This window comes from Planomonospora corallina (assembly GCF_042650625.1).
In the GTDB taxonomy this organism is placed as follows: Bacteria; Actinomycetota; Actinomycetes; order Streptosporangiales; family Streptosporangiaceae; genus Planomonospora_B; species Planomonospora_B corallina.
Map to the genome: position 1 here is coordinate 383095 of NZ_JBHSBM010000016.1, position 25296 is coordinate 408390.

General features: G+C 74.7%; 28 protein-coding genes and 3 pseudogenes. 25 read left to right on the top strand and 6 right to left on the bottom strand.

All coding sequences use genetic code 11. The features are described 5' to 3' along the window. From ACFOWE_RS12935 to ACFOWE_RS12975, 9 genes and pseudogenes are all read left to right on the top strand, one after another. Positions 1-798 (top strand): SUMF1/EgtB/PvdO family nonheme iron enzyme (locus tag ACFOWE_RS12935; protein ID WP_377287520.1); only part of this gene is annotated, 798 nt, incomplete at its 5' end. Continuing rightward, the gene (gene egtC, locus ACFOWE_RS12940) at positions 798-1568 is read left to right on the top strand and encodes an ergothioneine biosynthesis protein EgtC (RefSeq protein WP_377287521.1); all 771 of its coding nucleotides are present in this window, start codon (positions 798-800) and stop codon (positions 1566-1568) included. The genes ACFOWE_RS12935 and egtC, both read left to right, overlap by 1 nt. Beyond that, positions 1538-2515: an L-histidine N(alpha)-methyltransferase gene (gene egtD / locus ACFOWE_RS12945; protein WP_377287522.1), complete on the top strand. Its 978-nt coding sequence runs from the start codon at positions 1538-1540 to the stop codon at positions 2513-2515. The genes egtC and egtD overlap by 31 nt, the downstream gene beginning before the upstream one ends. A 251-nt stretch (positions 2516-2766) precedes the next feature. After that, on the top strand, positions 2767-3855 hold the full coding sequence (locus ACFOWE_RS12950; RefSeq protein WP_377287523.1) for an NtaA/DmoA family FMN-dependent monooxygenase: 1089 nt from the start codon (positions 2767-2769) through the stop codon (positions 3853-3855). Then, the gene (locus tag ACFOWE_RS12955; RefSeq protein WP_377287524.1) at positions 3834-4181 is read left to right on the top strand and encodes a hypothetical protein; all 348 of its coding nucleotides are present in this window, start codon (positions 3834-3836) and stop codon (positions 4179-4181) included. Before ACFOWE_RS12950 ends, ACFOWE_RS12955 begins: the two co-directional genes overlap by 22 nt. Then, a complete protein-coding gene (locus tag ACFOWE_RS12960) occupies positions 4178-5116 on the top strand; it encodes an LLM class flavin-dependent oxidoreductase (protein ID WP_377287525.1) in 939 nt (312 codons plus the stop codon). The genes ACFOWE_RS12955 and ACFOWE_RS12960 overlap by 4 nt, the downstream gene beginning before the upstream one ends. Next, positions 5113-6022 (top strand): annotated as a pseudogene (locus ACFOWE_RS12965) (LLM class flavin-dependent oxidoreductase). The gene ACFOWE_RS12960 and the pseudogene ACFOWE_RS12965 overlap by 4 nt, the downstream one beginning before the upstream one ends. After that, positions 6019-7200 (top strand): LLM class flavin-dependent oxidoreductase, encoded by a 1182-nt coding sequence (locus ACFOWE_RS12970; protein ID WP_377287526.1) that lies wholly within the window; start codon positions 6019-6021, stop codon positions 7198-7200. Before ACFOWE_RS12965 ends, ACFOWE_RS12970 begins: the two are co-directional and overlap by 4 nt. A gap of 196 nt (positions 7201-7396) precedes the next feature. Next, complete coding sequence (locus ACFOWE_RS12975; protein WP_449301210.1) at positions 7397-7579, top strand: hypothetical protein; 183 nt, start codon at positions 7397-7399, stop codon at positions 7577-7579. Positions 7580-7744: 165 nt separating this feature from the next. On the opposite strand, the gene ACFOWE_RS12980 is transcribed toward ACFOWE_RS12975, so the two are convergent. From ACFOWE_RS12980 to ACFOWE_RS12990, 3 genes are all read right to left on the bottom strand, one after another. After that, entirely contained in the window at positions 7745-9007 is a 1263-nt protein-coding gene (locus ACFOWE_RS12980; RefSeq protein ID WP_377287527.1) for a multidrug effflux MFS transporter, read from the bottom strand. Between the two features lie 157 nt (positions 9008-9164). After that, on the bottom strand, positions 9165-10331 hold the full coding sequence (locus ACFOWE_RS12985) for a YeiH family protein (RefSeq protein ID WP_377287528.1): 1167 nt from the start codon (positions 10329-10331) through the stop codon (positions 9165-9167). After that, on the bottom strand, positions 10331-10468 hold the full coding sequence (locus tag ACFOWE_RS12990; protein WP_377287529.1) for a hypothetical protein: 138 nt from the start codon (positions 10466-10468) through the stop codon (positions 10331-10333). Before ACFOWE_RS12990 ends, ACFOWE_RS12985 begins: the two co-directional genes overlap by 1 nt. A 263-nt stretch (positions 10469-10731) precedes the next feature. On the opposite strand from ACFOWE_RS12990, the gene ACFOWE_RS12995 reads away from it, so the two are divergent. From ACFOWE_RS12995 to ACFOWE_RS13020, 6 genes are all read left to right on the top strand, one after another. Continuing rightward, a complete protein-coding gene (locus ACFOWE_RS12995; RefSeq protein WP_377287530.1) occupies positions 10732-11094 on the top strand; it encodes a hypothetical protein in 363 nt (120 codons plus the stop codon). 161 nt (positions 11095-11255) lie between these two features. Beyond that, complete coding sequence (locus tag ACFOWE_RS13000) at positions 11256-12014, top strand: LLM class flavin-dependent oxidoreductase (RefSeq protein WP_377287531.1); 759 nt, start codon at positions 11256-11258, stop codon at positions 12012-12014. Positions 12015-12357: 343 nt separating this feature from the next. Next, positions 12358-12792 (top strand): ABC transporter substrate-binding protein, encoded by a 435-nt coding sequence (locus tag ACFOWE_RS13005; RefSeq protein ID WP_377287532.1) that lies wholly within the window; start codon positions 12358-12360, stop codon positions 12790-12792. A 125-nt stretch (positions 12793-12917) separates the two neighbouring features. After that, positions 12918-13532: a hypothetical protein gene (locus ACFOWE_RS13010; protein ID WP_377287533.1), complete on the top strand. Its 615-nt coding sequence runs from the start codon at positions 12918-12920 to the stop codon at positions 13530-13532. Continuing rightward, positions 13466-13906 (top strand): HEAT repeat domain-containing protein, encoded by a 441-nt coding sequence (locus ACFOWE_RS13015; protein WP_377287534.1) that lies wholly within the window; start codon positions 13466-13468, stop codon positions 13904-13906. Before ACFOWE_RS13010 ends, ACFOWE_RS13015 begins: the two co-directional genes overlap by 67 nt. A gap of 146 nt (positions 13907-14052) precedes the next feature. Then, positions 14053-15408 carry a lanthionine synthetase LanC family protein gene (locus ACFOWE_RS13020; RefSeq protein WP_377287535.1) on the top strand — a complete coding sequence of 452 codons (1356 nt, stop codon included), beginning with the start codon at positions 14053-14055 and terminating at the stop codon, positions 15406-15408. A gap of 41 nt (positions 15409-15449) precedes the next feature. Here ACFOWE_RS13020 and ACFOWE_RS13025 read toward each other — a convergent pair whose 3' ends face one another. Further along, the gene (locus tag ACFOWE_RS13025; protein WP_377287536.1) at positions 15450-15938 is read right to left on the bottom strand and encodes a DUF5946 family protein; all 489 of its coding nucleotides are present in this window, start codon (positions 15936-15938) and stop codon (positions 15450-15452) included. Between the two features lie 296 nt (positions 15939-16234). Further along, on the bottom strand, positions 16235-17137 hold the full coding sequence (locus tag ACFOWE_RS13030) for a TauD/TfdA dioxygenase family protein (protein WP_377287537.1): 903 nt from the start codon (positions 17135-17137) through the stop codon (positions 16235-16237). 274 nt (positions 17138-17411) lie between these two features. Between ACFOWE_RS13030 and ACFOWE_RS13035 the strand changes: the two genes are divergently transcribed. The 10 genes and pseudogenes from ACFOWE_RS13035 (at position 17412) to ACFOWE_RS13080 (ending at position 25073) form a co-directional block, all read left to right on the top strand. Beyond that, positions 17412-17858: a hypothetical protein gene (locus ACFOWE_RS13035; RefSeq protein ID WP_377287538.1), complete on the top strand. Its 447-nt coding sequence runs from the start codon at positions 17412-17414 to the stop codon at positions 17856-17858. A 29-nt stretch (positions 17859-17887) separates the two neighbouring features. Then, complete coding sequence (locus tag ACFOWE_RS13040) at positions 17888-18727, top strand: ABC transporter substrate-binding protein (protein WP_377287539.1); 840 nt, start codon at positions 17888-17890, stop codon at positions 18725-18727. 245 nt (positions 18728-18972) lie between these two features. Further along, complete coding sequence (locus tag ACFOWE_RS13045; RefSeq protein WP_377287540.1) at positions 18973-19575, top strand: ABC transporter permease; 603 nt, start codon at positions 18973-18975, stop codon at positions 19573-19575. Next, positions 19575-20765: pseudogene (locus tag ACFOWE_RS13050) on the top strand (ABC transporter permease subunit); the annotation flags it as partial. The gene ACFOWE_RS13045 and the pseudogene ACFOWE_RS13050, both read left to right, overlap by 1 nt. Before the next feature lie 521 nt (positions 20766-21286). Next, positions 21287-21391, top strand: a pseudogene (locus tag ACFOWE_RS13055) (ATP-binding cassette domain-containing protein); the annotation flags it as partial. A gap of 167 nt (positions 21392-21558) precedes the next feature. Next, positions 21559-21765 carry an ATP-binding cassette domain-containing protein gene (locus ACFOWE_RS13060; protein ID WP_377287581.1) on the top strand — a complete coding sequence of 69 codons (207 nt, stop codon included), beginning with the start codon at positions 21559-21561 and terminating at the stop codon, positions 21763-21765. A 20-nt stretch (positions 21766-21785) separates the two neighbouring features. Next, positions 21786-22859, top strand: coding sequence for an ABC transporter substrate-binding protein (locus ACFOWE_RS13065; protein ID WP_377287541.1), 1074 nt, complete (start codon positions 21786-21788; stop codon positions 22857-22859). Positions 22860-22884: 25 nt separating this feature from the next. Beyond that, positions 22885-23676 (top strand): ABC transporter ATP-binding protein, encoded by a 792-nt coding sequence (locus ACFOWE_RS13070; RefSeq protein WP_377287542.1) that lies wholly within the window; start codon positions 22885-22887, stop codon positions 23674-23676. A 56-nt stretch (positions 23677-23732) separates the two neighbouring features. Beyond that, a complete protein-coding gene (locus ACFOWE_RS13075) occupies positions 23733-24614 on the top strand; it encodes an ABC transporter permease (RefSeq protein WP_377287543.1) in 882 nt (293 codons plus the stop codon). Positions 24615-24620: 6 nt separating this feature from the next. Next, positions 24621-25073 (top strand): RrF2 family transcriptional regulator, encoded by a 453-nt coding sequence (locus ACFOWE_RS13080; protein WP_377287544.1) that lies wholly within the window; start codon positions 24621-24623, stop codon positions 25071-25073. A gap of 31 nt (positions 25074-25104) precedes the next feature. Here the strand turns inward: ACFOWE_RS13080 and ACFOWE_RS13085 are convergent. Next, the coding region (locus tag ACFOWE_RS13085) for a hypothetical protein (RefSeq protein ID WP_377287545.1) at positions 25105-25296 on the bottom strand (192 nt) is incomplete at its 5' end.

The following is a 25296-nucleotide window of genomic DNA, read 5'->3' on the forward strand; positions in this document are numbered from 1 at the left end:
CCCCGCGGCGCCGCCGGACCACCGGCCGGGGCCGCGGACGGCGGCCTGAGCTCCTGCCCGGAGCCCTGGGCCTACGACAACGAGCGTCCCGCGCACACCGTGAGCCTGCCCGCCTACTGGATCGACGCCTGCCCGGTCACCAACCGCGCCTACCTGGAGTTCATGGAGGACGGCGGGTACGACCGGCCCCGCTGGTGGACGCCCGCCGGCTGGGAGTGGCGCGAGCGGTCCGGCAAGCGGGCCCCGGCCTTCTGGACGCGGGAGGGCGGGCGGTGGGCGCGGCGCAGGTTCGGCCGGATCGAGCCGCTCCCGCCGGACGAGCCGGTGCAGCACGTGTGCTGGTACGAGGCGGACGCCTACGCCCGCTGGGCCGGCAAGAGGCTGCCCACCGAGGCCGAGTGGGAGAAGGCCGCCCGGCACGACCCGGCCACCGGCGCCTCCCGCCGCTTCCCCTGGGGGGACGCCGGACCCGGTCCGGAGCACGCCAACCTCGGCCAGCGCAGGCTCCGCCCCGCCCCGGCCGGCGCGTTCCCCGCGGGCGTCTCGCCGTACGGCTGCCACCAGATGGTCGGCGACGTGTGGGAGTGGACCGCCACCGGCTTCACCGGCTACCCCGGCTTCCGCGCCTTCCCCTATCCGGAGTACTCCGAGGTCTTCTTCGGCGACGGGTACAAGGTTCTGCGCGGCGGCTCGTGGGCGACCCACCCGTCGGTGGCCCGGGCCACGTTCCGCAACTGGGACCTCCCGGTCCGGCGGCAGATCTTCGCGGGGTTCCGCTGCGCCCGGGACGCCGCCTAGTGTGCCGCCACCTCGCCTACCTCGGGGTGCCGGTCACGCTGCACGAACTGCTGCACGCCCCCGCGCAGTCGCTGCTCGTCCAGTCCTACGCGCCCCGCCGCCAGAGGCACGGCCTCGTCAACGCCGACGGGTACGGGGTGGGCTGGTACCATCCCGGCCGCCCCCGCCCGGTCCGCTACCGCAGGGCGATGCCCATGTGGGCCGACGCCTCCTTCGCCGAGGTCGCCCAGGTGGTCCCGGCGGCCTGCGTGCTCGCGGCGGTGCGCAGCGCCACCCCGGAGTTCCCCGTCGACGAGTCCTGCGCCCAGCCGTTCACCTGCGACGGCTGGCTGTTCAGCCACAACGGCAGGATCGACGGCTTCGCCGGGGTGGAGGAGGCCCTGCGCCGCGAGGCCGAGCCCGCCGTCCCCGACGTCCGCGCCCCGGTCGACTCCGCGCTGCTGTTCGGCATGGCCGTACGGCTCTGGCGGCGGGGCCGGCCGCTGGCCGAGGCGCTCGCGCACGTCACCGCGCGGGCCTCGGCCCTCAGCCCCGGCCGCTACAACCTGCTCGCCACCGACGGCGTGCGGCTGGCCGCGACAGCCCGCGGCGACAGCCTGTACGTCCGGCGCACCGGCGAGGCCGTGGTGATCGCCTCCGAGCCCTTCGACGGCGACACCCGCTGGCGGCCGGTTCCCGACGGCTCCCTCGTCACCGCGGACGCGCACGGGGTCGTCATCCGCCCTATCGAGGAGGTCGTATGCACGGACCCGTTGTCGAGCGCCACCTGACCCCGGACGACCTGGCCAAGTCCCTGCGCCAGGACGTCTACGACGGACTGGCGGCGCCGCCGCGGAGCCTGCCGCCGAAATGGTTCTACGACGAGCGGGGGAGCGAGCTGTTCGAGGAGATCACCCGGCTGGAGGAGTACTACCTCACCCGCGCCGAGAAGGCGATCCTGCGCGAGCGCGCGGGCGAGATCGCGGCGGCGACCGGCGCGGAGACCCTCATCGAGCTGGGCGCCGGATCGGGGGAGAAGACCCGGCTGCTGCTCGACGCGCTGCGGGCGGCAGGCACGCTCCGGCGGTACGTGCCGGTCGACGTCAGCGGCGACTTCCTCGTCGCCTCGGCCCGGCGGATCGGCGCCGAGTACCCCGGCCTGGCGGTGCGGGCGCTGGTGGCCGACTTCGAGCGGCACCTGGACGCGCTGCCCGGCGGCGGCAGGCGGTTGGTCGCGTTCCTCGGCTCGACCGCCGGCAACCTGGACCCGGAAGGGCGCCGCTCGTTCTACGGCGGGCTGCGCTCGGTCCTGGAGCCGGGCGACTCCCTGCTGCTCGGGTTCGACCTGGTCAAGGACCCGGACCGGCTGGTCGCGGCCTACGACGACGCGCGCGGCGTCACTGCGGAGTTCAACCGGAACGTGCTGCGCGTGATCAACCGCGAGCTGGGCGCCGACTTCGTGCCCGAGGCGTTCGAGCACGTCGCGGCCTGGGACGCCGGGCAGGAGTGGATGGAGATGCGCCTGCGCCCGGTGGACGGGCAGCGGGTGAGCATCCCCGAGCTGGACCTGGAGCTGGTCCTCGGCGCGGGGGAGGAGATCCGCACCGAGATCTCCGCCAAGTTCCGGCGGGAGGGCGTGCGCGCCGAGCTGGAGCGGGCCGGCTTCGCCCTGGAGTGCTGGTGGACCGACCCGCCGGGCGACTTCGCCCTGTGCGTGGCCCGGGTCATCGGGGACTGAGCCTTCTGCGTGGCCCGGGTCATCGGGGACTGAGCCTTCTGGGTGGCCCGGGCCGCCCCGGGAGCTGAGCCTTCTGCGTGGCCCGGGCCGCCCCGGGAGCTGAGCCTTCTGCGTGGCCCGGGCCGCCCCGGGAGCTGAGCCCTGTGCGTGGCCCGGGCCGCCCCGGCCGGAACCGGAGAGGACCGGGGACCCCGCGCGTCACCGGGGCCGGGTGCCCCTCTCCCGGCCACCGATGTCGAGGAGCGTTCCCGATGCCCACTCCTGCGGGCCCACCCCGCAGACAGGTTCACCTGGCGGCGCACTTTCCGGGCGTCAACAACACCACGGTCTGGGCCGACCCCCGCTCGAAGAGCCAGATCGACTTCTCCTCCTTCGTCCACCTCGCGCGGACCGCCGAGCGCGGCCGGTTCGACTTCTTCTTCCTCGCCGAGGGCCTGCGGCTCCGCGAGCACAAGGGACGCATCCACGACCTCGACGTCGTCGGCCGCCCCGAGTCGCTGACCGTGCTGTCGGCGCTGGCCGCCGTCACCGAGCGGCTGGGGCTGGCCGGCACGGTCAACGCCACCTTCAACGAGCCCTACGAGCTGGCCCGGCGCCTGGCGACCCTGGACCACCTCAGCGAGGGCCGGGCCGCGTGGAACGTGGTCACCACCTCCGACGCCTTCACCGGGGAGAACTTCCGGCGCGGCGGCTTCCTCGACCGCGCCGACCGCTACACGCGGGCCGCGGAGTTCGTCGGGGTCGCCCGCGCGCTGTGGGACTCCTGGCGGCCCGGCGCGGTCGTCGCCGACCCCGGCAGGGGGATCTTCGTCCGGCAGGGCGGGATCGGGGCCGTCCGCCACTCCGGCCGCCACTTCACCGTCGACGGGCACTTCACCCTGCCGCGCTCCCCGCAGGGGCACCCGGTGATCATCCAGGCGGGTGACTCCGACGAGGGGCGGGAGTTCGCCGCCTCCACCGCCGACGTCGTCTTCAGCCGCCACGGCACACTGGAGGACGGCCGCGCCTTCTACGCCGACGCCAAGCGGCGCCTGGCCCGGTACGGCCGCCGCCCCGGCGACCTGAAGATCATGCCCGCGGCGACGTTCGCGCTCGGCGACACCGACGCCGAGGCCGCCGAGAACGCCGCGGAGATCCGCCGCCTCCAGGTCGGCCCCCAGACGCGATCGCCTTCCTGGAGCAGATCTGGGGCCGGGACCTGTCCGCCTACGACCCCGAGGGGCCGCTGCCCGACGTCGACCCCGAGCCGGACCGGGACGTCACCGAGGGCCGGGTACGGCTCGCCGACCGCGCCGCGGTCGCTGCCAGGTGGCGGGCGGTGGCGCGGGAGAAGAACCTGACCATCCGCGAGCTGGTCATCGAGATGACCGGCCGCCAGTCGTTCGTCGGCACCCCGGAGACGGTCGCCCGGCGGATCGACGAGTTCGTGCAGGCCGAGGCCGCCGACGGCTTCATCCTCGTGCCGCACCTGACCCCGGGCGGCCTGGACGAGTTCGTGGACCGGGTGGTCCCGCTCCTGCAGGAGCGCGGCGTCTTCCGCACCGAGCACACCGGCAGGACCCTCCGCGACCACCTCGGCCTAGCCGAGCCGCGTGCCGTGACCCCGGTGACCCCGGCGGTCCCGGGCGCCCCCGCCACCGCGGCGTCACTGGGAGAAGCATCATGATCCGACCACTCCACCTGGCCGTCGCCCTCGACGGGGCAGGCTGGCACCCGGCGGCCTGGCGGCAGGTGACGGCCCGGCCGGAGAAGCTGTTCAGCGCCCGCTACTGGGCCGGGCTCGTCGCCGAGGCCGAGCGCGGCCTGCTGGACTTCGTCACCATCGAGGACTCCCTCGCGCTGCAGACGAGCCTGCCCGACGCCGTGGACGAGCGGACCGACCAGGTCCGCGGCCGCTTCGGCGCGGTGCTCCTCGCCGCCCGGCTCGCCCCGCTCACCAGGAACATCGGGCTCGTCCCCACCGCCACCACCACCCACACCGAGCCGTTCCACGTCGCCGTCGGCATCGCCACCCTGGACCACGTCAGCGGCGGCCGGGCCGGGTGGCGGCCCAGGGTCTCCGCCCGCCGGGCCGAGGCCGGCAACGTCGGGCGCCGCGAGATCCCCGAGCTCGACCCGGCCGCCCCGGACGCGGAGCTCCTCGCCGACCTGTTCGAGGAGGCGGCCGACGTGGTGGACGTGACCCCGCACGACCGCGGCCACGCCGAGTCCATCGTCGGACAGGTCAGGTCCGCCCCCCCGCGAAGGGAAGCCGCTGAAGGTCTTCGCCGACCTCGTCGTCTTCCTGGGAAGCGACGCGGCCGCGCGCAAGGCGCGCCTCGACGAGCTGGACGGGGCCGAGTTCACCTCCGACGCCGCCGTGTTCACCGGCACCCCGGAGGAGCTGGCCGACCTGCTGCTGGACTGGCGCGAGGCCGGGATCGACGGCTACCGGCTGCGCCCCGGCAGCCTGCCGTACGACCTGAAGGCCGTCACCCGCGGCCTGACCGGGGCCTGCGCAGGCGCGGCGCCTTCCACGCCGGCTACGAGGCGCGCACCCTGCGCGGGCTGCTCGGCCTGCCCCGGCCCGCCAACCGGTACGCCGGGGCGGTGACGCCGTGAAGTTCCTGCTCATCACCCTCATCGCGCACGGTCCGGACCCGGTCACCGGGAAGACGACGTCCACCACCGAGCGTTTCCGCGAGGTCGTCGCGGACGCCGTCCTCGCCGAGGAGCTCGGCTTCGACGGCTTCGGCTTCGGCGTCGGCGAGCGGCACGAGCGGCCGTTCCTGTCCTCCGCCCCGCCGGTGGTGCTCAGCCACATCGCCGCCCGCACCTCCGCGATCCGGCTCTTCACCGCCGTCACCACGCTGAGCCTGCTGGACCCAGTGCGGGCCTTCGAGGACTACGCCACCCTCGACCACCTGTCCGGCGGGCGCCTGGAGCTGATCATCGGCAAGGGCAACGGGGCCGCGCCCCCTGCAGCGGGAGATCCGCGTCTGGCACGGCAGCGCCACCAGCAGGGAGTCGGTGGACCTGGCCGCCCGGTACGGCGACCCGCTCTTCTCGGCCAACGTCACCCACCCCATCGAGCCCTACGCCGAGCTGATCGACCACTACCGGGAGCGCTGGGCGCACCACGGCCACGACCCGGCCGACGCCCTCGTCGGCGCCGGCACGGCCGGCTACTACAGCGCCCCCTCCTCCCAGGAGGCGATCGAGACCTACCGCCCGATCTTCGACGCCCGGACGGCGCTGCTCGCCCGGCACGGCGTCGAGCCGGTCTTCCCCACCCTGGAGGACGCCGTCGAACGCGGCTCCATCCTCGTCGGCAGCCCCCAGCAGATCATCGACAAGGTCCTGCGCTACCACGGGCGCTTCGGCCACGAGGTCATGCACCTGCAGGCCGACGCGGGCGGCCTGACCCCCGCGCGGCACCGCGGGGCGCTGGAGCTGTTCCAGGCAGAGATCGCCCCCGTGCTGCGCAAGGAGATCCCCAGCCGGCCGTTCCCCGGAGGGACGTCATGACCGTTCCGCTCTCGATCCTCGACCTTGCGCCGGTCCCCGCCGGCGGCACCGTGCCGGACGCGCTCCGCAACACCCTCGACCTGGCCCGCCGCGCCGAGGAGTACGGCTACCACCGCTACTGGCTGGCCGAGCACCACTTCGCCACCGGGGTGGCCAGCTCGGCCCCGGCCGTGCTCATCGCCCTGGTGGCCGCCGTGACCAGCCGGATCAGGGTCGGCTCCGGAGCCGTGCAGCTCGGCCACCGGACGCCGCTGGACGTGGTGGAGCAGTTCGGCCTCGTCGACGCCCTCCACCCCGGCCGGATCGACCTCGGCCTGGGCCGCTCCGGACAGCGCCGGGCCGAGGAGGCCGGGAAGGCGGTGCCGGAGCAGCGCGGCCCGGTCACGGGCTCGGCGGACCCCCGCCCGGGCGGCGCCGGACCCGCGGCCGGACGGGGGAGGGAGAGCCGGGTCGTCGACGGCCTGCTCATCCCGCCCCCGTTCGACTACTCCGTGCTCGTCACCTCCCCCCGGCTGGCCTTCCAGGCCTCGCTGCTGCAGCAGCCGGGGGCGCGCACCCCCGACTTCGCCGACCAGGTCGACGACATCGCCGCCTTCCTGAACGGGACCTACCGCTCGCCCGACGGGCTGCCCGTGCACGCCGTACCGGGGGAGGGCGCCGGCGTCGAGCTGTGGATCCTGGGCAGCAGCGGCGGCCGGAGCGCGCAGGTCGCGGGGGAGCGGGGCCTGCCGTTCGCCGCGAACTACTACGTCAGCCCGTCCGGCGTGCTGGAGGCCGTGGAGGCATACCGGGCGGCGTTCAAACCCTCGCGGGCGCTGGCGGAGCCGTACGTGATCGTCTCCGCGGACGCGGTCGTGGCCGCGGACGACGCCACCGGGCGGGAGCTGGCCAAGCCGTACGGGCTCTGGGTGCGCAGCATCCGCAGCGGCCAGGGCGCCATCCCCTACCCCACCCCGGAGCAGGCCGACGCCCACGTCTGGAGCGAGGAGGACCGGGCGCTGGTCGCCGACCGCCTCGACACGCGGTTCGTCGGCTCGCCGGAGACGGTGGCCGACGGGCTGGACATGCTCCGGCGCGTCACGGGGGCCGACGAGCTGCTGGTCACCACCGTCACCCATGCGCACGCCGACCGGGTGCGCTCCTACGAGCTGCTGGCCCGGGCATGGCACGGCAGGTGACGGCCGCGCGGACCCCGGGGCCACCGGGTCCCGCGCGGTCCCGCGCGGTCCCGCGCACGGGAGCAGGGCCCGGCATGACCCTGCGCGGCCCGCACCGCCCACCCGCAGAGAGACGGAGACATCCGATGCGATTCCACTGGTTCCCGCCCACCAGCGGTGACAGCCGCCACAACCTGGGGCGACCCCCCCGGCCGCGGTGGCGGAGAAGAGCGAGTGGATCCGGGGCCTGGCCGCGGCCGAGGGCAGGATCCTCCGGTTCGGCATCCGGCTGCACGGCGGCTCCCGCGACGGGCTGGAGGTCGCGCCCAACCTCTGGGCGGGCGTCGGGCTGGTGCGCGGCGGCGCTGGCACGGCCCTGGTCCCCTTCGCCGCCTCCTGACCTCCGGCGGTCTCCCGCGCACCCGGCCCCGGCCCCGCCTCGCGCAGGCGGGCCCGGGGCCGTGCCGTATGCACGGCCGGGCCGTACGCGCACGGCCGGGGAGGCGGGCGGGCCGTACGCCCGGCTGCGTACGGCCCGTCCCCGTGCGCCGGTTTCTCGCGCGGCTCAGGCCTCTGCGCGCAGGAGCAGGGTCCCGGCCAGGAATCCCGCCAGGCCCAGGACCGCGACGGTGACGGCGAGCGGCGTCAGGGAACCGGTGCCGAAGGTACCCGCCACCGGGCCGGTGATCCCGCCCATGGTCCACTGCGTCAGGCCGAAGAGGGACGAGGCGCTCCCCGCGCGGGAGCTGGGCTGGCTGGACATGGCGATGGTCAGCGCCATCGGGTAGACCATGCCCGTCCCGGAGGTCATCAGGAACAGGGCGGTCGTCACGACGGGCAGCCCGAGGCCGGCGAGGGCCGCGGTGAGCAGCAGCGCCCCGGCGGCGGCGGACAGGGCCAGCCCGATCGCGAGCATCCGGCGCATCGGGACGCGCCCGGCGAGCCGCCCGGCGAGCTGGCCGCAGGCGACCATGCCGACCGAGTTCACGCCGAACAGCAGGCTGAAGTCCCGCGGGGACAGGCCGTAGACCTCCTGCAGGACGAAGGAGCCGGTGGAGACGTAGCAGAACATCGCGCCGCTGGCGAAGGCCGCGGTGAGCGTGGGGGCGAGGAACGCCCGGTGCGCGAGCACCCGGGCGAGCGGCCGCAGGACCGCGCCGGGGGCGGTCCCGGTCCGCAGGTCCCGCGGGTGCGTCTCGGGCAGGGCGAGCAGCGCGGAGAGCCAGAGCAGCCCACCGGCCCCCGCGAGGACCCCGAACAGCCCCGGCCACGGCGTGACCCGCAGCAGCTCCGCCCCGAGCAGCGGCGCCAGCAGCGGCACCAGCCCGGTCACCAGCATCAGCATGCTGAAGAACCTGGCCGCCTCGGTCCCGCCGTACAGGTCGCGGACCATGGCCTTGGTCAGGGCGACGCCGGTGGCGGCGGTCAGCCCCTGCAGCAGGCGGAGTGCGACGAGGACCTCGATGGACGGGGCCGCCGCGCACAGCACGGAGACCGCGCAGAAGGCCGCGAACCCGATGAGCAGCGGGCGCCTGCGGCCGAACGCGTCGCTGAGCGGCCCGATGACCACCTGCCCGGCCCCGAGGCCCACCATGAACGCGGTGAGCGAGAGCTGGGCCGCCGAGGCGCTCACGCCCAGGTCGGCGGCGAGCCGGGGGAGCGCGGGCAGGTAGAGGTCGATGGCGAGGGGCCCCACCGAGGTCAGCGCGCCGAGCAGGACGGACATCGCGACGCGCCGGTGCGGGACGCCGGCGGGCGGTGCGGGGGCGGCCGCGGCGGGCCCGCGGGGTTCGTCGTCCGCCATGGAGTCCGCAGCGGAGTCCGTCATGGAGTCCGTCACAGGGCCGGCGCCGGGGACGTGGTGGTGCACGGGTTCATGTTCTCTTTCTGACTCGTAAGGGGGTCCCACCGGCGGGTACGGCCCGCCCGCCCGCGGGAAGGGCTCCCTCCCGTCGAAAGGAGGGAGCCCTTCCCGCGGGCCGGGGTCAGCCGGCGACGGTGAAGCCGCTGAACAGCAGGGCGGCCAGGCCCAGGGCGACCACGACGTTGACGACGGTGGCGGCGGCGAACACCCCGACGGGGCGCCAGCCGGCCTCCTTCAGCGAGGAGACCCGGAACTCCAGGCCGATGCTGACGAAGGCCAGGATGAGGAACCAGGTCCGCAGGTCGTTCGCGACGCCGATGACGGCCTTGCCCTCGGCGGCCGGGACGGTGGTCAGGTACCAGGTGGCGATCACCGAGGCGGTGACGAAGCCGAGCACGAACTTGGGGAAGCGCCGCCACAGCTCGCCGAGGCCCGGCCGGGCGGCGTCGGGGCGCCGCTCGACGCGGAAGGCGAACCAGGCGGTCAGCGCGACCACGACGACGCCGATGAGCGCGTTCTGGGTGACCTTGACGATGGTCGCGACGGTGAGGGCGTCCTCGCCGACGAGGGCTCCGGCGGCGGTGACGGCGGCGGTGGTGTCGATGTTGCCGCCGACCCAGGCGCCGGCCACCTCCGGGCTGAGCCCGAGCGCGGAGGCGAGGGCGGGCAGGATGAAGATGGACGGCAGGGCGAAGGCGATGACCAGGCTCGAGCTGTAGGCGAGCTGCTCGCGCCGGGCCTGGACGGCCCCGGCCGCGGCGATCGCGGCGCTGACGCCGCAGATGGACACGGCCGCCGAGAGCAGGGCCCGCAGCCGCTGGTCGAGGCCGAGCCTGCCGCCGAGCCACCAGGTGAACAGGAAGACCGTGCTGATCAGCACGACGCCCTGGACGATGGCGGGGCCTGCGGCGGTGACGATGACCTTGAGGTTGATCGAGGCGCCGAGCAGGACCAGGCCGGTCTTGATGAAGAACTCCGTGCGGAACCCGCCCGCCAGGCGGTCCCGCAGACCGGTGCCGGTGAGGACGGCGTTGCCGAGCAGCCCCAGCGCGATGGCGTAGACGGGGTACTCGACGGCCGCCGCCAGGTCCGACCCGGCGAACCACTCGGGGACGTTCTGCTCCAGGTAGCGGGTGGCCGCGGCGAGGACCAGGACGGCCAGGACGCCGAGGGCGGGCCAGTGCCAGGCGGTGGAGGCCGGGGCGGGGGAGGCGCCCTCGGCCCGCGGGGCGCGGGCGGCGTCGCCGGCGGTGCCCTCGGGGCGGGCGGTGATGTCTCCGGTGCTCATCACGGCACCAGCCCTGTCGGGATCACGCCGGTGACGACCAGCAGGAGCAGGACCAGGCCGAGGGCTGTGGCGGCCCAGTCCTCGTTGAACGCGGTACGGCTCTCGCGCTCCGTCGGCGGTGGTGACGACTCACTCATGGGAGTGCCTTTCTGCGGCCTCGCGGGCCGCCGCGGTACGGGCGGGGGACACCCCCGGGTCCCCCGCCCGCGTCCAGGGGGCGGGCTCGCCGGACGGCGAGCGGGAGGCGGCTGTGGGCCCGGGGCCCGCCGCCGTGCGGGGCGGAGGTGCGCCGGCCTGCGGCCGGCGCGGCCGGAGGAGGTGGCGGAGGCACACCGCCGCCCGCGGTTCCGACTCTGACCCAGATTTACCTATAAGTCAATAGGGAATACATGGATTGCCTGTGCCTCGGGCGTTCAGCAGGGTGAGCACGCCCGCGCCCACCAGCGCGACCGCCCACATCCGGTCCAGGTTGAACCAGGCCCGGCCCGGGGCGGCCTGCCCGCCACGGTCGCCGCCCGCCGGGCGCGGGACCGCCTTCCTCGGCTGGAACAACGTCGTCCTGGGCGCGCTCTACCACGGCATCGCCCGCGCGGCCCGGGACTGGCCGGTGCGCTACCTCAACGAGCGCACCCCCGCCAACCTCGGCCGCCCGCTGGCGACCCTGCCCCGCTTCCAGGCGGCCGTCGGGGAGATCGAGGCGTGGCTGCTGACCGGTGACCGGCGAACCGAGAGAACCAGAGCAGGCTGGAGGCCATCGTGGTGATAGCGCGCAGCACGCAGGAGGCGATCGTGGTCAACCTCGACGAGCTGAGCTGACCGGCCCGGTCCTGACGTCGCGGTGACGGCCGCGGCGGTGACCGGTCTCCTCCGGCCGGACGCGGGCGGGGCGCCCAGCCGGTCCGGGCGGGACGCGGAGGCTTCGTCATGAGGTTCCACTGGTTCCTGCCGACCGCGGGCGACAGCCGCGGACTCGTCGGCACGGGGCAGGGGGCGCGCCGGGGGTACGGCCTGGGCCGGGGGAGCGGCGGCGCGGAGTCCTTCCGCGAACCCGACATCGACTACCTCGCCCAGATCGCCCGCGCCGCCGAGCGGCTCGGGTTCGAGGGCGTGCTGACCCCCACCGGCACATGGTGCGAGGACGCCTGGCTCGTCACCGCCGCCCTCGCCCGGGAGACCGAGCGCCTGAAGTTCCTGGTGGCCTTCCGGCCCGGCGTGCTGTCCCCCACGCTCGCCGCGCAGATGGCCGCCGCCCACCAGCGGCTGTCGCGGGGCAGGCTGCTGCTGAACGTCGTGACGGGCGGGGACCCGGCCGAGCAGCGCCGCTTCGGAGACCACCTGCCGAAGGACGAGCGGTACGCGCGCACCGGGGAGTTCCTGTCCGTCGTGCGCGGCGCCTGGAGCGGCGAGCCGTACGACTTCACCGGGGAGCACTACCGGGTGGAGGGCTCGACGGTCTCCGTCCCGCCCGACCCGGTGCCCGAGATCTACTTCGGCGGGTCCTCCGCGGCGGCCGGGCCGGTCGCCGTCGCGCACGCCGACGTCTACCTCACCTGGGGCGAGCCGCCCGCCCGGGTGGCCGAGAAGATCTCCTGGATCCGCGGCGCATCGAGGAGTTCTTCCTCTCCGGCTACCCGCACCTGGAGGAGGCGTACCGGTTCGGTGAGGGGGTCCTGCCGGAACTGAGGCGGCGGGGGTGGCGGTTCGGGAGGTCCCGGCGGAGAAAGGCCAGGTGGCAGAGGTGTAATCGGCATCATGAGTGGCGCAATCCGACTGTTATACGATTATCCCTATCGGTTGAGTAGGGTTATGCCCGTCATCACGTCGACGGACACCGGGAGGCGGGCATGGAGAGGGCGACGGCCGTACCCGTCATGGCCGAGGCGCGGCGGCGCCGGGCCGACCGCGCCAGGCAGGTCGCCGACCTGCGGCCGCGGCCGCCCTGCTGCTGACCGTCGCGGGCTGCTCCGTCGCCGGGGCCGCGGGCGGCGACGGCGGCGACGGCACCGGGAAGATCGACATCGGCTCGATGGGCGACTACCCGCTGCTGATCAACGCCTCCCGCACGCAGGGCATCGACTCGGCCCGCACCGAGCTGGTCTCCATCACCGGCTACAACCTGCGCGGCGCGCTCAACATGGTCGTCGTCGGCAAGGACGCGAAGGCGGAGACCCTGGCCGACCTCAAGGGGACGAAGATCTCCGCCAGCGTCGGCTCCGCCGGGCACGGCACCCTGGTCCAGGCGCTGGAGAAGGCCGGGATCGACCCGGTGGGCGAGGTCGAGACGGTCAACCAGCAGCCGCCGGTCGGCGCCTCCGCGCTGGAGGCCGGCACCGTCCAGGGGTACGCGCAGTTCGTCGCCTGGCCCGGCCTGCTCGTCTTCCAGGACAAGGCCCGCCTGCTCTACGACGGCGCCGCCCTGGACGTGCCGACCTTCCACGGCGTCGTGCTGCGCGCGGCCTAGCCAAGGAGCACCCCGAGGTCGTCGACGCGTTCCTCAAGGCGCAGATCGACGCCACCCGCCACCTGCACGAGCACCCGCTCCAGGCGGCCGAGAGCGTCGCGGAGGAGACCGGGCTCCCACCCGAGGTGGTCTACCTCTACAACGGCCCCGGTGGCATCTCCACCTTCGATGTGACCCTCAAACCGCGGCTGCGGGCCGCCCACGAGCACGACGTGCCCTATCTCAAGCGCATCGGCGACGGCTTCTCCGGGGTGGACCTGTCCCGCTTCGTCAACGACTCCTACCTGCGCAAGGCGTACGGCCCGGCCTACGACACCGACAGCGCCTCCACCGCCAACCCGGCCCGGATCTCCGGCACCGACCCCGTCTGCGGGGTCCCGGTGAACGACCCCGCCACCGCCTCCGAGCTCTGGCTCGCCGGCGAGAGCGCCACCCGGCCCGCGGCGACCCCCACCTGCCTGCTGCGCGCGGTCGCGAAGGCGCTGGAGGACGGGGCGGCGGACGTCCGCGCCGCCTACGTGCCCGACGCCGCCACCGGCACCCGCTGGTTCGCCGACAAGGCGGTCTGGGTCGAGGACCCGGACGCGGAGGCGGACGCCCGCTTCCTGCCCTTCACCACGAGGACGGGATCGAGGCGATCCGGGGCCTGGTCTAGCTCGACGCGTGCGACCTGGTGGCCGCCGCGGCGGGCGACGCCTCTCGGGAGGTCCGCGTCCAGGCGGCGAGAGGACTGGGCGTGATCGGCAAGCCGTCCGAGGCGCTGGCGGTGCTCGCCCGGGACCCGGATCCGCTGGTGCGGGCGGAGGCGCTGGAGTCCTCCGGGGCAGTGGGCGCCCCGCTGGCGGACCTGGCCGTGCAGGCCCTCGCGGACCCCGCCTGGCAGGTGCGCGTCGGCGCGGCCCGGTGCCTGGGGGCGGCCGGTCCCGAGCACGCGGCCGGGCCGCTCGTCGGCGCGCTCGCCGACGCCAACCTCGACGTGCGCAAGGCGGCCGTGCTCGCCTTGGGCGCCTGGGCGGAGCGGCCGGAGGTCGCCGGGGCGCTGCGCGGAGCCCTGTCCGACAGCGACGCGGACGTCCGCGCCCACGCCCGCCGGGCCCTGGCGCGGGTCGGGTAGCGGCGGGCGGCGCCGGAGCGCGGCGTGCAGCGCCGTGGTACCGGCCTTGGGGGCGCCGATGACCAGGAAGCCGGGCAGGGGCATGCGCGTCTCTCCCTCTCCCCGTTTACCTTAATTTCCTACCAAGTGTGTGGGATAATCTAGCCATGAGCCTGGATCAGACCCGCTCGCCGAGCGCACGCGCCGAGACCCCGCTGACCGCCGCCATCATGGCCGGGCGGTGGATACGGTCGGCCGCCGTCGACGACGGGCGCGGCCGGCACTGGAGGGCCAACCCGGACCCGCGCGGCCGGTCGGCCCTGACCGCCGAGCCGGCCTCCCTCTACGCCGGAGCGGCGGGCATCGTGCTGTTCTTCCTGGACCTGGCCGCCGCGACCGGCCACGAGGCCTACCTCGAGGACGCGCGGGCCGGGGCCCGCTACCTCGCGGCGACCTGGCGCGACCAGACGGACCTGTCCCTCTACCACGGCCTGACCGGCGTGGTCTTCGCCCTCTCCGAGGTGGCCTGGGCGACCGGGCGGGAGGAGTTCGCCGCCGAGGCACGCCGGGCCGCCGACCGGATCGTGCGCGCGGCGCGCCCGCTGGACGACGGCGTCGGCTGGTCGAGGGATCCGGCGCAGCGGGGCGACGGCGGGATCGTGCTGGGCCTGCTGCACGCCTCCGGGACGCTCGGCGTCCCCGCCTACGCGGAGATCGCGGCGGAGGCCGGCCGGCGCATCTCCCGTCTCGTGGTGCCGGGTCACCGCTTCGGCGACCGCCCCGACCTGCCCGCCGACGCCGTCACCCCCGGATTCCTCTCCGGGACCGCGGGCACCGCCTTCCTGCTCGCCCGCCTGTACGGCGTGACCGGTGACGGGCGCTTCCTGGAGGCCGCGCGCCGGGGCGCCGGATTCGTCCGCGAGGTCAGCGCGGTGGGCGAGCGGTGCGCCCTGGTCCCGCATCACGTGCCGCAGGGGCGTGACCTGCACTACCTGGGGTTCTGCTCGGGGTCGGCGGGAGTGGCGAGGATGTTCTACGAGCTGTACCGGGTGGCCGGCGACGAGGGCGATCTGGACTGGGTCCGGCGGCTCGCGCACGGCGTCGTGCGCAGCGGCGTGCCGAGCCGCCGGACGGCCGGCTACTGGAACACCGCCTGCCAGTGCTGCGGCACCGCCGGGCTGGTGGAGCTGTTCACCGGGCTGTGGGCCGCGACCGGGGAGGAGTCGTACCTGGAGTTCGCCCGGACGCTCGCCGAGGACCTGGTCGGCCGTGCCAGCGGCCACGACGGCCGGGGCTACCGCTGGTACCAGGCGTACCGGAGGCTCCGGCCGGAGGAGGTGACGGCGGACACCGGCTACATGGCCGGCGCCGCGGGCATCGGCTCCGCGCTGCTCCACCTGGACGCCGCGGGGCTGGCGAAGAACCCCCGCCGGGTCGTCCTGCCGCCCGACAACCCGTTCCCCGCGATCCCCCTGCCGGCAGCGGCGCTGCGCCGCTCCGAGGGCCGCACGGACCGCCTCTGAGGCGAGGCCACGCAGAGGCGCCCGGGGCGTGCTCCCAAGTATCAGTCCTGGATGGATCTCCAGGACTCCACGGTCGCTTCGGCGATGGCCTCGATGCGGTGTCCGTATGCCAGATGCCCAGCGGACACGAAGCTGCCGTCCCTGAACGGCAACCTGCAGAACGTAGCGCGGAAGTGCCTGGGAGGCCCGCCCGGCGGGAGCGGCTCGTACGCCGCCAGCGGCGCCATGTCGTAGCTCGACCGTGCCCCGTGCCTGTTCCTCGCCACCTGATGAGCCGCCACGCGGAGCAGCGCGTCGAGGCCCTTGTCCAGGTAGAGCTGCAGCTGGCGGAATTGACCGTCGAGGTACTTCTCGTGAGCTCTGGAAGGATGTTGCAGGAGATACGCACAGACCACAGGCGCGTGCCACCTGTACATGTGAGGATCGGTCTGCTCCTCAGAGAGGATGGCGTGGTAATAATCCACGCATGTGCCCAGCGGGCCGGCGATCGCGCCGCAGTCGCACCGACCGCCGACGGGGCTCTCTGTCATGATCTGCAACATAGGCGGCCGGAAACGGCCTTGTCGACGGGATTTCGGCATCGTCTGACGTTCTACCGGGCTGTGGTCCTGCAGGCCGCGAGACCTGGCAGGCCGCAGAGCGCGGCTGGAGTGCGGCAGGCATACGAACAGCCAGGACTGCCTTGCCGCCGTGGTCCTCTGGATCGGCCCTTCGCGAAGCGCGTCCCAGCGACACAACGGAAGCGGCCTCATGACCACATCTGTGGTCATGAGGCCGCTTCCGTTCGATCTGCTTCGCCGACAGTGTCCCGAGGGCGTCGCGAGGATCAGGCGGCGACGGGGGAGTAGGCGGTGGCGTCACCGGTGAGCACGGTGCTCGGCCGGCCGTCCACGCCCACCGGGACGTCCCCGGCGACGGTGACCCGGTGCAGGCGGCGGGGCCGGTCGCCGAAGTCGTGCACGACCCGGTGCTGGGTGGCGCGGTTGTCCCACACCGCGACGTCGCCCGGGGCCCACCTCCAGCGCACGGTGTTCTCGACCTGCGTCACCTGCTCCTGGACGAGCCGGATGAGCGCGGCCGACGCCTCGGAGGGCAGGCCGACCAGGCGCTTGGCGAAGTCGCCCAGCAGGATCGCGCGCTCCCCGGTCTCGGGGTGCACGCGGACCACCGGGTGCTCGGTCTCGAAGACGGTGGAGGCGAAGACCTCGGCGTACTGGCGCGCCCGCTCCGGGTCGTCGGAGAAGGCCACCTTCGCGTAGTCGAACTGGTTGGTGTGCACGGCCCGCAGCCGGTCGAGCAGGTCGCGCAGCTCGGCCGGGAGGTGCTCGTAGGCCGCGACCGTGTTGGCCCAGAGCGTGTCGCCGCCCGCCTCCGGCACCTGCACGGCCCGCAGCACCGAGGCCAGCGGGGGCCGGTCGACGAAGGTCACGTCGGTGTGCCAGCGGTCGACCTTCTGGCCGCCGCTGTAGTCCAGGTCGAGGATGTGCGTGTTGCCGTCGAGCGAGGGCACGGTCGGGTGCGCGGTGGTCGGCTCGCCGAGCAGGCCGGCGAAGGCCACCTGCTGCTCCTCGTCGAGGTGGTCCTGGCCGCGGAAGAAGATCGCCTTGTGCGTGAGCAGGGCCAGGCGGATCTCTGCCACGACGTCGGCGGGCAGGTCGCCGCCGAGCCGTGCACCGGAGATCACGGCGCCGATGCGGCCGGCGACCGGGGTGATGGTGAGGGATGACATGGTTGCTTTCCTTCCGTTCAGGGGTGGGCGAGGGGACGGAAGGACCGACAGAGCGCGCTGGCCACGCGGCAGAAGTCCACGTGGCCCCGGATGGTCAGCAGAACCGAGGTCGTCACGGTGGCACCGTAGGCAGGGCGTCCGCCTATTGTCAACACAATTGGTAGGAAATTAGGGATATCGGGGCGCCGTCCCGGAGGCCTGCCCCTGCCGGGGTCCGGGCCGGGAGTGCGGGATTCGGAGGGCCGGAGAGGCGGAGGGGTGGAGGGGTGGAGGGGTGGAGGGTCGGTGGTGCGGTGGCTCCGGGGACTCCGGCCGCCGGAGGGCCGTCCCGGTCGCCGACCGCCTCGACGTCGGCCGGATCGACCGCCCGCTCCACGGCATCAGGTTCGGCGACGCGGCCGGGCTCCGGCGGTGGATGGACGGCTACCTGGCGGCCGCCCTGGAACGCCGGAGCGATCCGGCGCACAGCGCGGACCTCGCCCTGATCGGTGGCCTGCGCTCCGTGCGGGCCGTGCTGGCGGGACTGCCCGCGGGCCGGCTCGCCCCGGACCCGTGGTTCGCCGGATTCTCCGCCTTCGTGGCGGAGGGCCCGCCCGCGCCGCGCCTGGAGGAGCTGCGCGCGCCGGCACCGCGCCGGCGGCGCTCCGGGACGCGGCCGGCACCCGCCTGCGCGTCGTGGCCTGAGACGCCGTGGCCGAAAGACGAGGAGAGAAGAAGATGAGATTCCCCCGAGGAAGATTCGGCAGAGGCGTGCTCCCCCTCGCCCTCGCCGCCGTGCTGGCGCTCGCAGGGTGCGGTTCGGGCGGAGGGGAGTCCGGGCCCGCGGGCGGCGCGGCGGCCGGCGGCTCCCTGGTGTGGGCCGTGGAGACCGAGCCCGTCACCTTCAACCCCCACCTGTGGGCCCAGAACAAGGCCAGGCTGCTGGTGTTCAACCAGTTCGACGCACTGCTCGCGCGGGACGCGGAGGGCGGGTTCCTGCCCTGGCTCGCCACCTCGTGGGAGGTCTCCGACGACGGGCTGACCTACACCCTGAAGCTCCGCGAGGACGTCACCTTCCACGACGGGGAGAAGTTCGACGCCGCGGCGGTGAAGGCCAACTTCGACCAGCTGCTCACCCCGGGCTACAACCCCTCGGTGGCCGCGATCCAGCTGCGATCCTTCGACCGGGCGGAGGTGGTCGCGCCGTACGAGATCGAACTCGTGCTGAAGGAGCGCGACGGGCTCTTCCTGGACTTCCTGTCCGCGCCGTACGCCGGGCAGGTCTCCCCGAAGTCGCTGAGGAGCGCCAAGGACCTCAAGGCGGGCGGTCCCGGCGTCGTCGGCACCGGACCGTTCATCCTCGACCGGTACGTCCAGGGGCAGGAGGTGCACTACCGGCGCAATCCGGCCTACCGCTGGGCGCCGCCATCAACCGCACCCACTTCGCCGACGGGGAGGTCGACCGGTGGCTGGCCGAGGCCGCCGCCGGCTCCGACCAGGCCGAGCGCAAGGAGCTGTACGCCAAGGTCCAGCAGGCGGTCGTGGCCGAGCACGCCATCGTCCTGCCGCTCTACGTGCCCGCCGACCAGATCGCCGCCCGCGCCGAGGTGAAGGGGATCGGGTTCGCGCCCGTCACCGGTACCCCGGGCAGCGCCTACGACGTCTCGCTGGGCACATGAGCCGGCAGCGCACGGGCACGCCGTACCTCCGCCACGCACGGGCGCTGCTGCGGCGGTCGGCCTCGGGGCTGGCCGTGCTCTGGGCAGCGGCCACCGCGGCCTACGCCGCCCTGCTGGCGGCGCCCGGCGACACCGTCGACGTCCTGGTCGCCGACGGCGAAGCTCGCCCTGGCCGCCGTGGCCGTCGGCGTCCTGCTCGCCCTGCTCGTCGCGCTCGCCACCGCCGGCCGGTCGGCGTGGCCGCGCCGTACGGCCTCCGCCGCCGAGCTGATGGCGGTCTCGGTGCCCCCGTTCGTGATCGGGATCCTGCTGCTGTCGCTGTTCTCCTTCACGCTCGGCTGGTTCCCTGTCTCCGGTGACCGGGACGCCTCGGCGCTGGTGCTGCCGGCCCTGGCCCTGGGACTGCCGATCGCCGGGACTCTCGGCCAGGTGCTCCGCGAGGGCCTGGAACGGGCGCTGGAGCAGCCGTTCGCGGTCACCGCCCGCTCGCGGGGGCTGACCGAGCGGGCGGTGGTCGCCCGGCACGCCCTCCGGCACGCGCTGCTGCCCGCCGTCACACTGGCCGGCTGGATCGTCGGCGGCCTGCTCGGCGGGACCGTCATCACCGAGGCGGTCTTCGGCCGCCCCGGCCTCGGACAGGTCGCGCTGGAGGCCGTCACCGGCCGGGACATGCCGGTGGTCATGGCCGTGGTGCTGCTCTCGGCGGCCGTCTACGTGTGCGTGAACACCGCCGCGGACCTCGCCTACCGCGTCATCGACCCCCGGCTGAGGAGCACCTGATGGCCGCCGGAGCCGCTGCCGCCGCCCCCGCGCGTGCGGGGCGCCCGCGACCCTACGGCCCGGCCGCCGCCGTGCCGGCCGCCCTCCTCGTCCTGCTGGCCGTGGCGGTCGCCGCGCCCGGCCTGCTCACCGGGACGGACCCGCTGGCGGCCGACCCGGTGCGCGCGCTGGAGGCGCCGGGCGCGGAGCACTGGTTCGGCACCGACCACCTCGGCCGGGACGTGTTCTCCCGCGTCGTGCACGGCGCACGGCACTCGCTCAGCATCGGCGTCCTGGCGACCGCGCTCGCGACAGGCGCCGGCCTGCTGCTGGGCCTGGCCGCCGGGCTGGCGCCCCGGTGGGCGGACGAGGCGCTGGCCCGCTCCTTCGACGTGCTGGCCACCTTTCCCGAGCTGGTGCTCGCGCTCCTGATCATCGCGATCATCGGCCCGGGCACCGGGAACGTGATCCTCGCCATCGGCGTCGCGCAGATCCCCACCTACGCCCGGGTGGTGCGCGCCCAGACCTTCGTGGTCCGGCGGGCCGGCCACGTCGAGCAGGCGGTGACCTTCGGGCACGCCCGCGCCCGGATCGTCGCCCGGCACGTGCTGCCCAACGTGCTCGGCCCGGTCCCCGTCCTGGCCACCATCGGGCTCGGCCAGGCCGTCATCGCCGCCTCCGGGCTCAGCTTCGTGGGGATGGGGCCCCGGCCGGCGGCCTCGGCCGGCGTGCCCGTTCCCCTGGTGGAGGCCGAGGACCTGCGGGTCGGCTTCCCCTCCGCGGGGGTGGAGGCCGTACGCGGGGTCTCCCTGACGATCGCGCCCGGCGAGTGCGTGGCCCTCGTCGGGGAGTGGGGCTCCGGCAAGAGCGTGACGGCCCGCTCCCTGCTCGGGCCGGCCGGCCGCGGCGCGCGGGTGGGCGCCGCCCGCCTGCGGATCGCGGGGCGGGACGCCCTGTCGTTCGGCCCGCGCGACTGGCGGCGGGTGCGCGGGCGGTTCGCGGGCCTGGTCCTGCAGGACGCCCTCGTCTCGCTCGACCCGCTGCGCACCGTCGGGGACGAGATCACCGAGACGCTCGCCGTGCACGGCGCCGTCCCGCGTGCCCGGCGCGGGGAGCGGGTCCTGGAACTGCTGGAGGCCGTGGGCGTGCCGGACCCGCCGCTCCGGGCGGGGCAGTACCCCCACCAGCTCTCCGGCGGGCTGCGGCAGCGGGGGCTGATCGCCTCGGCCATCGCGGCCGGTCCGGAACTGATCATCGCCGACGAGCTCACCACCGCGCTCGACGCCACAGTGCAGGCGCAGATCCTGCGGCTGCCGGCCGGCCGCAAGGAGGCGGGCGCGGCACTGCTCATGATCAGCCATGACCTCGCCGTCGTGGCCTCGATCGCCGACAGGATCCTCGTCATGAAGGACGGGACCGTCGTGGAAGAGGGGCCTGCCGCCGGGGTCCTGTCGGACCCCGGGCACGGCTACACCAGGTCCCTGCTGGCCGCCGTGCCCTCGGCGGCGTCACGGGGGACGCGCCTGTCCGCGCCGCCGCCGCCCGCGCCCTCCGGGGCTCCGTCCACGCCCTCCGGGTCCACACCCGTGCCGGGACGTGTCCCGCTGCCACCGCGGGCGGTGGACCGCTCGGTCCCGGTGCTGGAGGCCTCCGGCCTGACCGCGGCGTACGGCCCCCGCCGGGTGGTGGACGACGTCTCCTTCACTCTGGGCCGGGGGAGACGCTCGGCATCGTGGGGGAGTCGGGGTCGGGGAAGACCACGCTCGCCCGTCTCATCCTCGGGCTGCTCGACCCCCTGCGCGGCGAGGTGCGGCTGCACGGGCGGCGCTGGAGCGGGCTGCCCGAGCGCGCGCGCCGCCCCCGGCGGCCGGCGATCCAGCTGGTCTCGCAGAACCCGCTGGAGTCGTTCGACCTCCGGCACGCGGTGGGGCGCCTGGTTGCCGAGCCGTTGCTCGGCCTGTCCCGCGCGCTCCGGGGGAGCGCGTGCTGGAGTTGCTCGACCGGGTGGGGCTCTCCCCGGCGCTGGCGGGCAGGCGCCCGCACGAGCTCTCCGGCGGGCAGCGCCAGAGGGTCGCCATCGCGCGGGCGCTCGGTCTCCGGCCGGACGTCCTCGTCTGCGACCGTCCCGGGCGCGCGATCGGGGCCGGATCCCGGTCGGGGCTTGACGGGAGGCCGTCCGGGCCCTATAAACACACTAAGTCTACTAAATAAGTGGGAAATAGGGAGAACTGATGAACGCTCGCAGGGTCCGCGGAGCGGTGGCCGCCCTGGCCGCCCTGGCGCTCACCACCTTGGCCGCGGCCTGCGGGAGCTCCGAGCCCGCGACGACCGCCGCGGCCGGGGAGGGCGGCGGGAGCGGCCCGGCGGAGGTCCGGCTCGGCTTCTTCCCGAACATCACGCACGCCACCGCCCTGGTCGGAGTGGAGAAGGGGCTGTACGCCGAGCACCTCGGCTCCGGTACGACACTGAAGACCAGCACCTTCAACGCCGGTCCCGCGGCGATCGAGGCGATCTTCTCCGGCGCGATCGACGCCACCTACATCGGCCCCAACCCGGCCATCAACGCCTGGGCCAAGTCCAAGGGCGAGGCCATCAAGATCGTCGCCGGTGCGGCCTCGGGCGGCGTCTTCCTCGTCGTCAAGCCCGGCATCGACGGCGTCGAGGACCTCAGGGGCAAGAAGATCGCCACGCCGCAGCTCGGCAACACCCAGGACGTGGCGCTGCGCCACTGGCTCGACTCCAAGGGCGTCAAGACCGACACCAAGGGCGGCGGCGAGGTCTCGATCGTGCCGCAGGAGAACTCCCAGACCATCCAGACCTTCGCCACCGGCGACATCGACGGCGCCTGGGTGCCCGAGCCGTTCGCCAGTCGGCTCGTCACCGAGAGCGGCGGCGAGGTCCTGGTCGACGAGCGCGACCTGTGGCCGGGCAAGGAGTTCGTGATCACCCACCTGATCGTCCGCCAGGAGTTCGCGAAGGAGCACCCGGAGGCGGTGCGCAAGCTCATCGAGGCCCACGTCGAGGCCAACGGACTCATCGCCGCCGACCCGGCCGACGCCGCGAAGACCACCAACGCCGCGCTGGAGAAGCTGACCGGCAAGCCGCTCAAGCCGGAGGTCCTCGAGCGCGCGTTCAAGAACATCACCTTCACCAACGACCCGATCGCCTCGTCCCTGGTCGGCAGCGCCGACCACGCCGTCAAGGTCGGGCTGCTCGAGCCGGTGGACCTCGCCGGCATCTACGACCTGAAGATCCTCAACGAGGTCCTCGCCGCCAAGGGCGAGTCCCCGATCTCCGACAAGTGACCGGCGAAGGTGGGAAGGAGAGCACGTGACCGCTCCGACGACGGAGCAGGCCGCAGGCCGGACGGAGGGCCGCGAGCCCGCCGTCCGGCTGGAGGCCGTCTCCAAGATGTACGGCCAGGGCAGGACCGGCCTGCTCGCCCTGGACGAGGTCTCCCTGACGGTCGGGACCGGCGAGTTCGTCTGCCTGCTGGGCGCCTCCGGCTGCGGCAAGAGCACCCTGCTCTCCCTCGTGGCCGGCCTGGACCGGCCCACCGCGGGCCGGATCGAGGCCGACGGCGGCCGGGTGGCGATGATGTTCCAGGAGCCGGCGCTGTTCCCCTGGCTGACCGTCTCGGCCAACGTCGAGATGGCGCTGCGGGCCAGGGGCGTCTCCCGTAAGGAACGCCGCGAGCGCGCCGCGGAGTTCCTCGAGACCGTGCACCTGGACGGGTTCGGCGCCAAGCGCCCGCACGAGCTCTCCGGCGGCATGCGCCAGCGCGTCGCGCTGGCCCGCGCGCTCGCCCAGGACGCCGACGTGCTGCTGATGGACGAGCCGTTCGGCGCGCTCGACGCGATGACCCGCGACCTGCTCCACGACGAGCTGGAGCGCATCTGGCGCGAGCGGAACCTGTCCGTCCTGTTCGTCACGCACAACGTCCGCGAGGCCGTACGGCTCGGCGACCGGGTGGTGCTGCTGAGCAGCCGCCCCGGCCGGGTCGTGGAGGACTTCCCGGTCACCCTGCCCAGGCCCCGCCGCACCGACTCCGCCGAGGTGGCCCGGCAGGCCGCCGAGATCACCGACCGGCTCCGCCAGGAGGTCATGCGCCATGGCCGCTGACCCCGCCGTCCCCGGCGTTCCTCCTGTGGGGAGCCCCTCCCGGAAGGCGGCCCGAGATGGCCGTTGACGCCCGCGCCCGCCAGGGCGACGCCCACGCCCGGCAGCTGGCCGGGCTCGACGCGCTGGAGCTGACCGTCCGGCGGCGGCGCGGCCCCGCCTCCCGGATCTGGGCCGGGGCCTGGCCGATCGCCTCCGCCGTCGCCCTCGTCCTGGCCGCCTGGCAGCTGGTCGTGCTGGCCGGCTGGTGGCCCGAGTACGTCTTCGCCGGTCCCGTGACGACCCTGGCGGAGCTGGGGCACCGCCTCGGTGAGGCCGAGTTCTACACGGCGCTGACCGTCACCATGCGGCGGGCGGTCGCCGGGTTCGCGCTGGCCATAGCGGCCGGCGTCGTCGTCGGCGCCCTGGTCTCGCGCATCCGCCCGCTCCGCCGGGCCGTCGGCGCGCTCATCACGGGCCTGCAGACCATGCCGTCGATCGCCTGGTTCCCGCTGGCGATCCTGCTGTTCGGCCTGACCGAGAGCGCGATCATGTTCGTCGTCGTGCTCGGCGCGGCGCCGTCCATCGCCAACGGGCTCATCACCGGCGTCGACTACACCCCGCCGCTCCTGCTGCGCGCCGGGCACATGCTCGGCCTGCGGCGGCTCCGGCTCTACCGGCACGTGATCATGCCGGCTTCCCTGCCGTCGTTCCTGGCCGGGCTCAAGCAGGGATGGGCGTTCGCCTGGCGCTCCCTGATGGCCGGCGAGCTGCTGGTCATCATCGCCAACCAGCCGTCCCTCGGCGAGCAGCTGCACTACGCCCGGGAGCTGGCCGACTCCCCGGGCCTGCTCGCCACGATGATCGTGATCCTGGTGATCGGCATCGTGGTGGACATGCTGTTCGGCGCGGCGGACGGCGCGCTGCGCCGCCGCTGGGGCCTGCGGCAGGCCGCGGACTGAGAGCCCGTGCGGACCTCAGCCCGGACCCGGTACGCCCTGCGCGCGGCGGTGGAGCTGGCCGCCGCGCCGCCGGGACCTGTGCCCGCCGAGAGGATCGCCGAGGCGCAGAGCATCCCGCGCCGGTTCCTCGACAACATCCTGCTGCAGCTCCGCCGGGGCGGCCTGCTGCACAGCCGGCGCGGCTCCGACGGCGGCTACTGGCTGACCCGGCCGGCCGAGGAGATCACCCTGGCCGACGTCGTGATGATCATCGATGGGGTGCCCGAGGGCGGCGGGCCGGGGGAGTACCCGGGGGTGGCCGGGGCGCTGGCCGAGGTGTGGAGTGCGCTCCGCGACCACGAGGAGCGGCTGCTCACCGAGATCACTCTGGCCGACGTCGCCCGGGGCCGGGTCCCCGGGCGGGAGGCCCCGTCCGGTGCCCGGCCCGATCAGGGCGGCTCCGCCCGGTGCCCGGCCTGACCACCGCACCCGGGCGCGGTGCCCGGCCCGGTCAGTACGCGCCGGTGCGGCGCATGGCGCGCGGTCGGCCGTCGGGATCGCACAGGACGCGGTAGATCGGCGTCACCAGCGCGGCGGCCCACGGGGACAGGGGAGCGGGCTCGTGCCGGCGGAGCCGTCCCGGCCCGGGCGGCTGCCCGCCTTCCCCGCCGGCGCGCGGCTCGGCCGGGGCCGGTTCACCCCG

Bases quoted from the DNA above. Each gene is read 5' to 3' on its own strand.
- ACFOWE_RS12985 (WP_377287528.1), bottom strand. From the start codon at position 10,331: ATGAGCACCGGAGACATCACCGCCCGCCCCGAGGGCACCGCCGGCGAC.
- ACFOWE_RS12970 (WP_377287526.1), top strand. From the start codon at position 6,019: ATGACCGTTCCGCTCTCGATCCTCGACCTTGCGCCGGTCCCCGCCGGC.
- ACFOWE_RS12960 (WP_377287525.1), top strand. From the start codon at position 4,178: ATGATCCGACCACTCCACCTGGCCGTCGCCCTCGACGGGGCAGGCTGG.
- ACFOWE_RS12990 (WP_377287529.1), bottom strand. From the start codon at position 10,468: ATGAGTGAGTCGTCACCACCGCCGACGGAGCGCGAGAGCCGTACCGCG.
- ACFOWE_RS13025 (WP_377287536.1), bottom strand. From the start codon at position 15,938: ATGACAGAGAGCCCCGTCGGCGGTCGGTGCGACTGCGGCGCGATCGCC.
- ACFOWE_RS13000 (WP_377287531.1), top strand. From the start codon at position 11,256: ATGAGGTTCCACTGGTTCCTGCCGACCGCGGGCGACAGCCGCGGACTC.
- ACFOWE_RS12980 (WP_377287527.1), bottom strand. From the start codon at position 9,007: ATGACGGACTCCGCTGCGGACTCCATGGCGGACGACGAACCCCGCGGG.
- ACFOWE_RS13030 (WP_377287537.1), bottom strand. From the start codon at position 17,137: ATGTCATCCCTCACCATCACCCCGGTCGCCGGCCGCATCGGCGCCGTG.
- ACFOWE_RS13005 (WP_377287532.1), top strand. From the start codon at position 12,358: ATGGGCGACTACCCGCTGCTGATCAACGCCTCCCGCACGCAGGGCATC.
- ACFOWE_RS13065 (WP_377287541.1), top strand. From the start codon at position 21,786: ATGAACGCTCGCAGGGTCCGCGGAGCGGTGGCCGCCCTGGCCGCCCTG.
- ACFOWE_RS13075 (WP_377287543.1), top strand. From the start codon at position 23,733: ATGGCCGTTGACGCCCGCGCCCGCCAGGGCGACGCCCACGCCCGGCAG.
- ACFOWE_RS12950 (WP_377287523.1), top strand. From the start codon at position 2,767: ATGCCCACTCCTGCGGGCCCACCCCGCAGACAGGTTCACCTGGCGGCG.
- ACFOWE_RS13020 (WP_377287535.1), top strand. From the start codon at position 14,053: ATGAGCCTGGATCAGACCCGCTCGCCGAGCGCACGCGCCGAGACCCCG.
- egtD (WP_377287522.1), top strand. From the start codon at position 1,538: ATGCACGGACCCGTTGTCGAGCGCCACCTGACCCCGGACGACCTGGCC.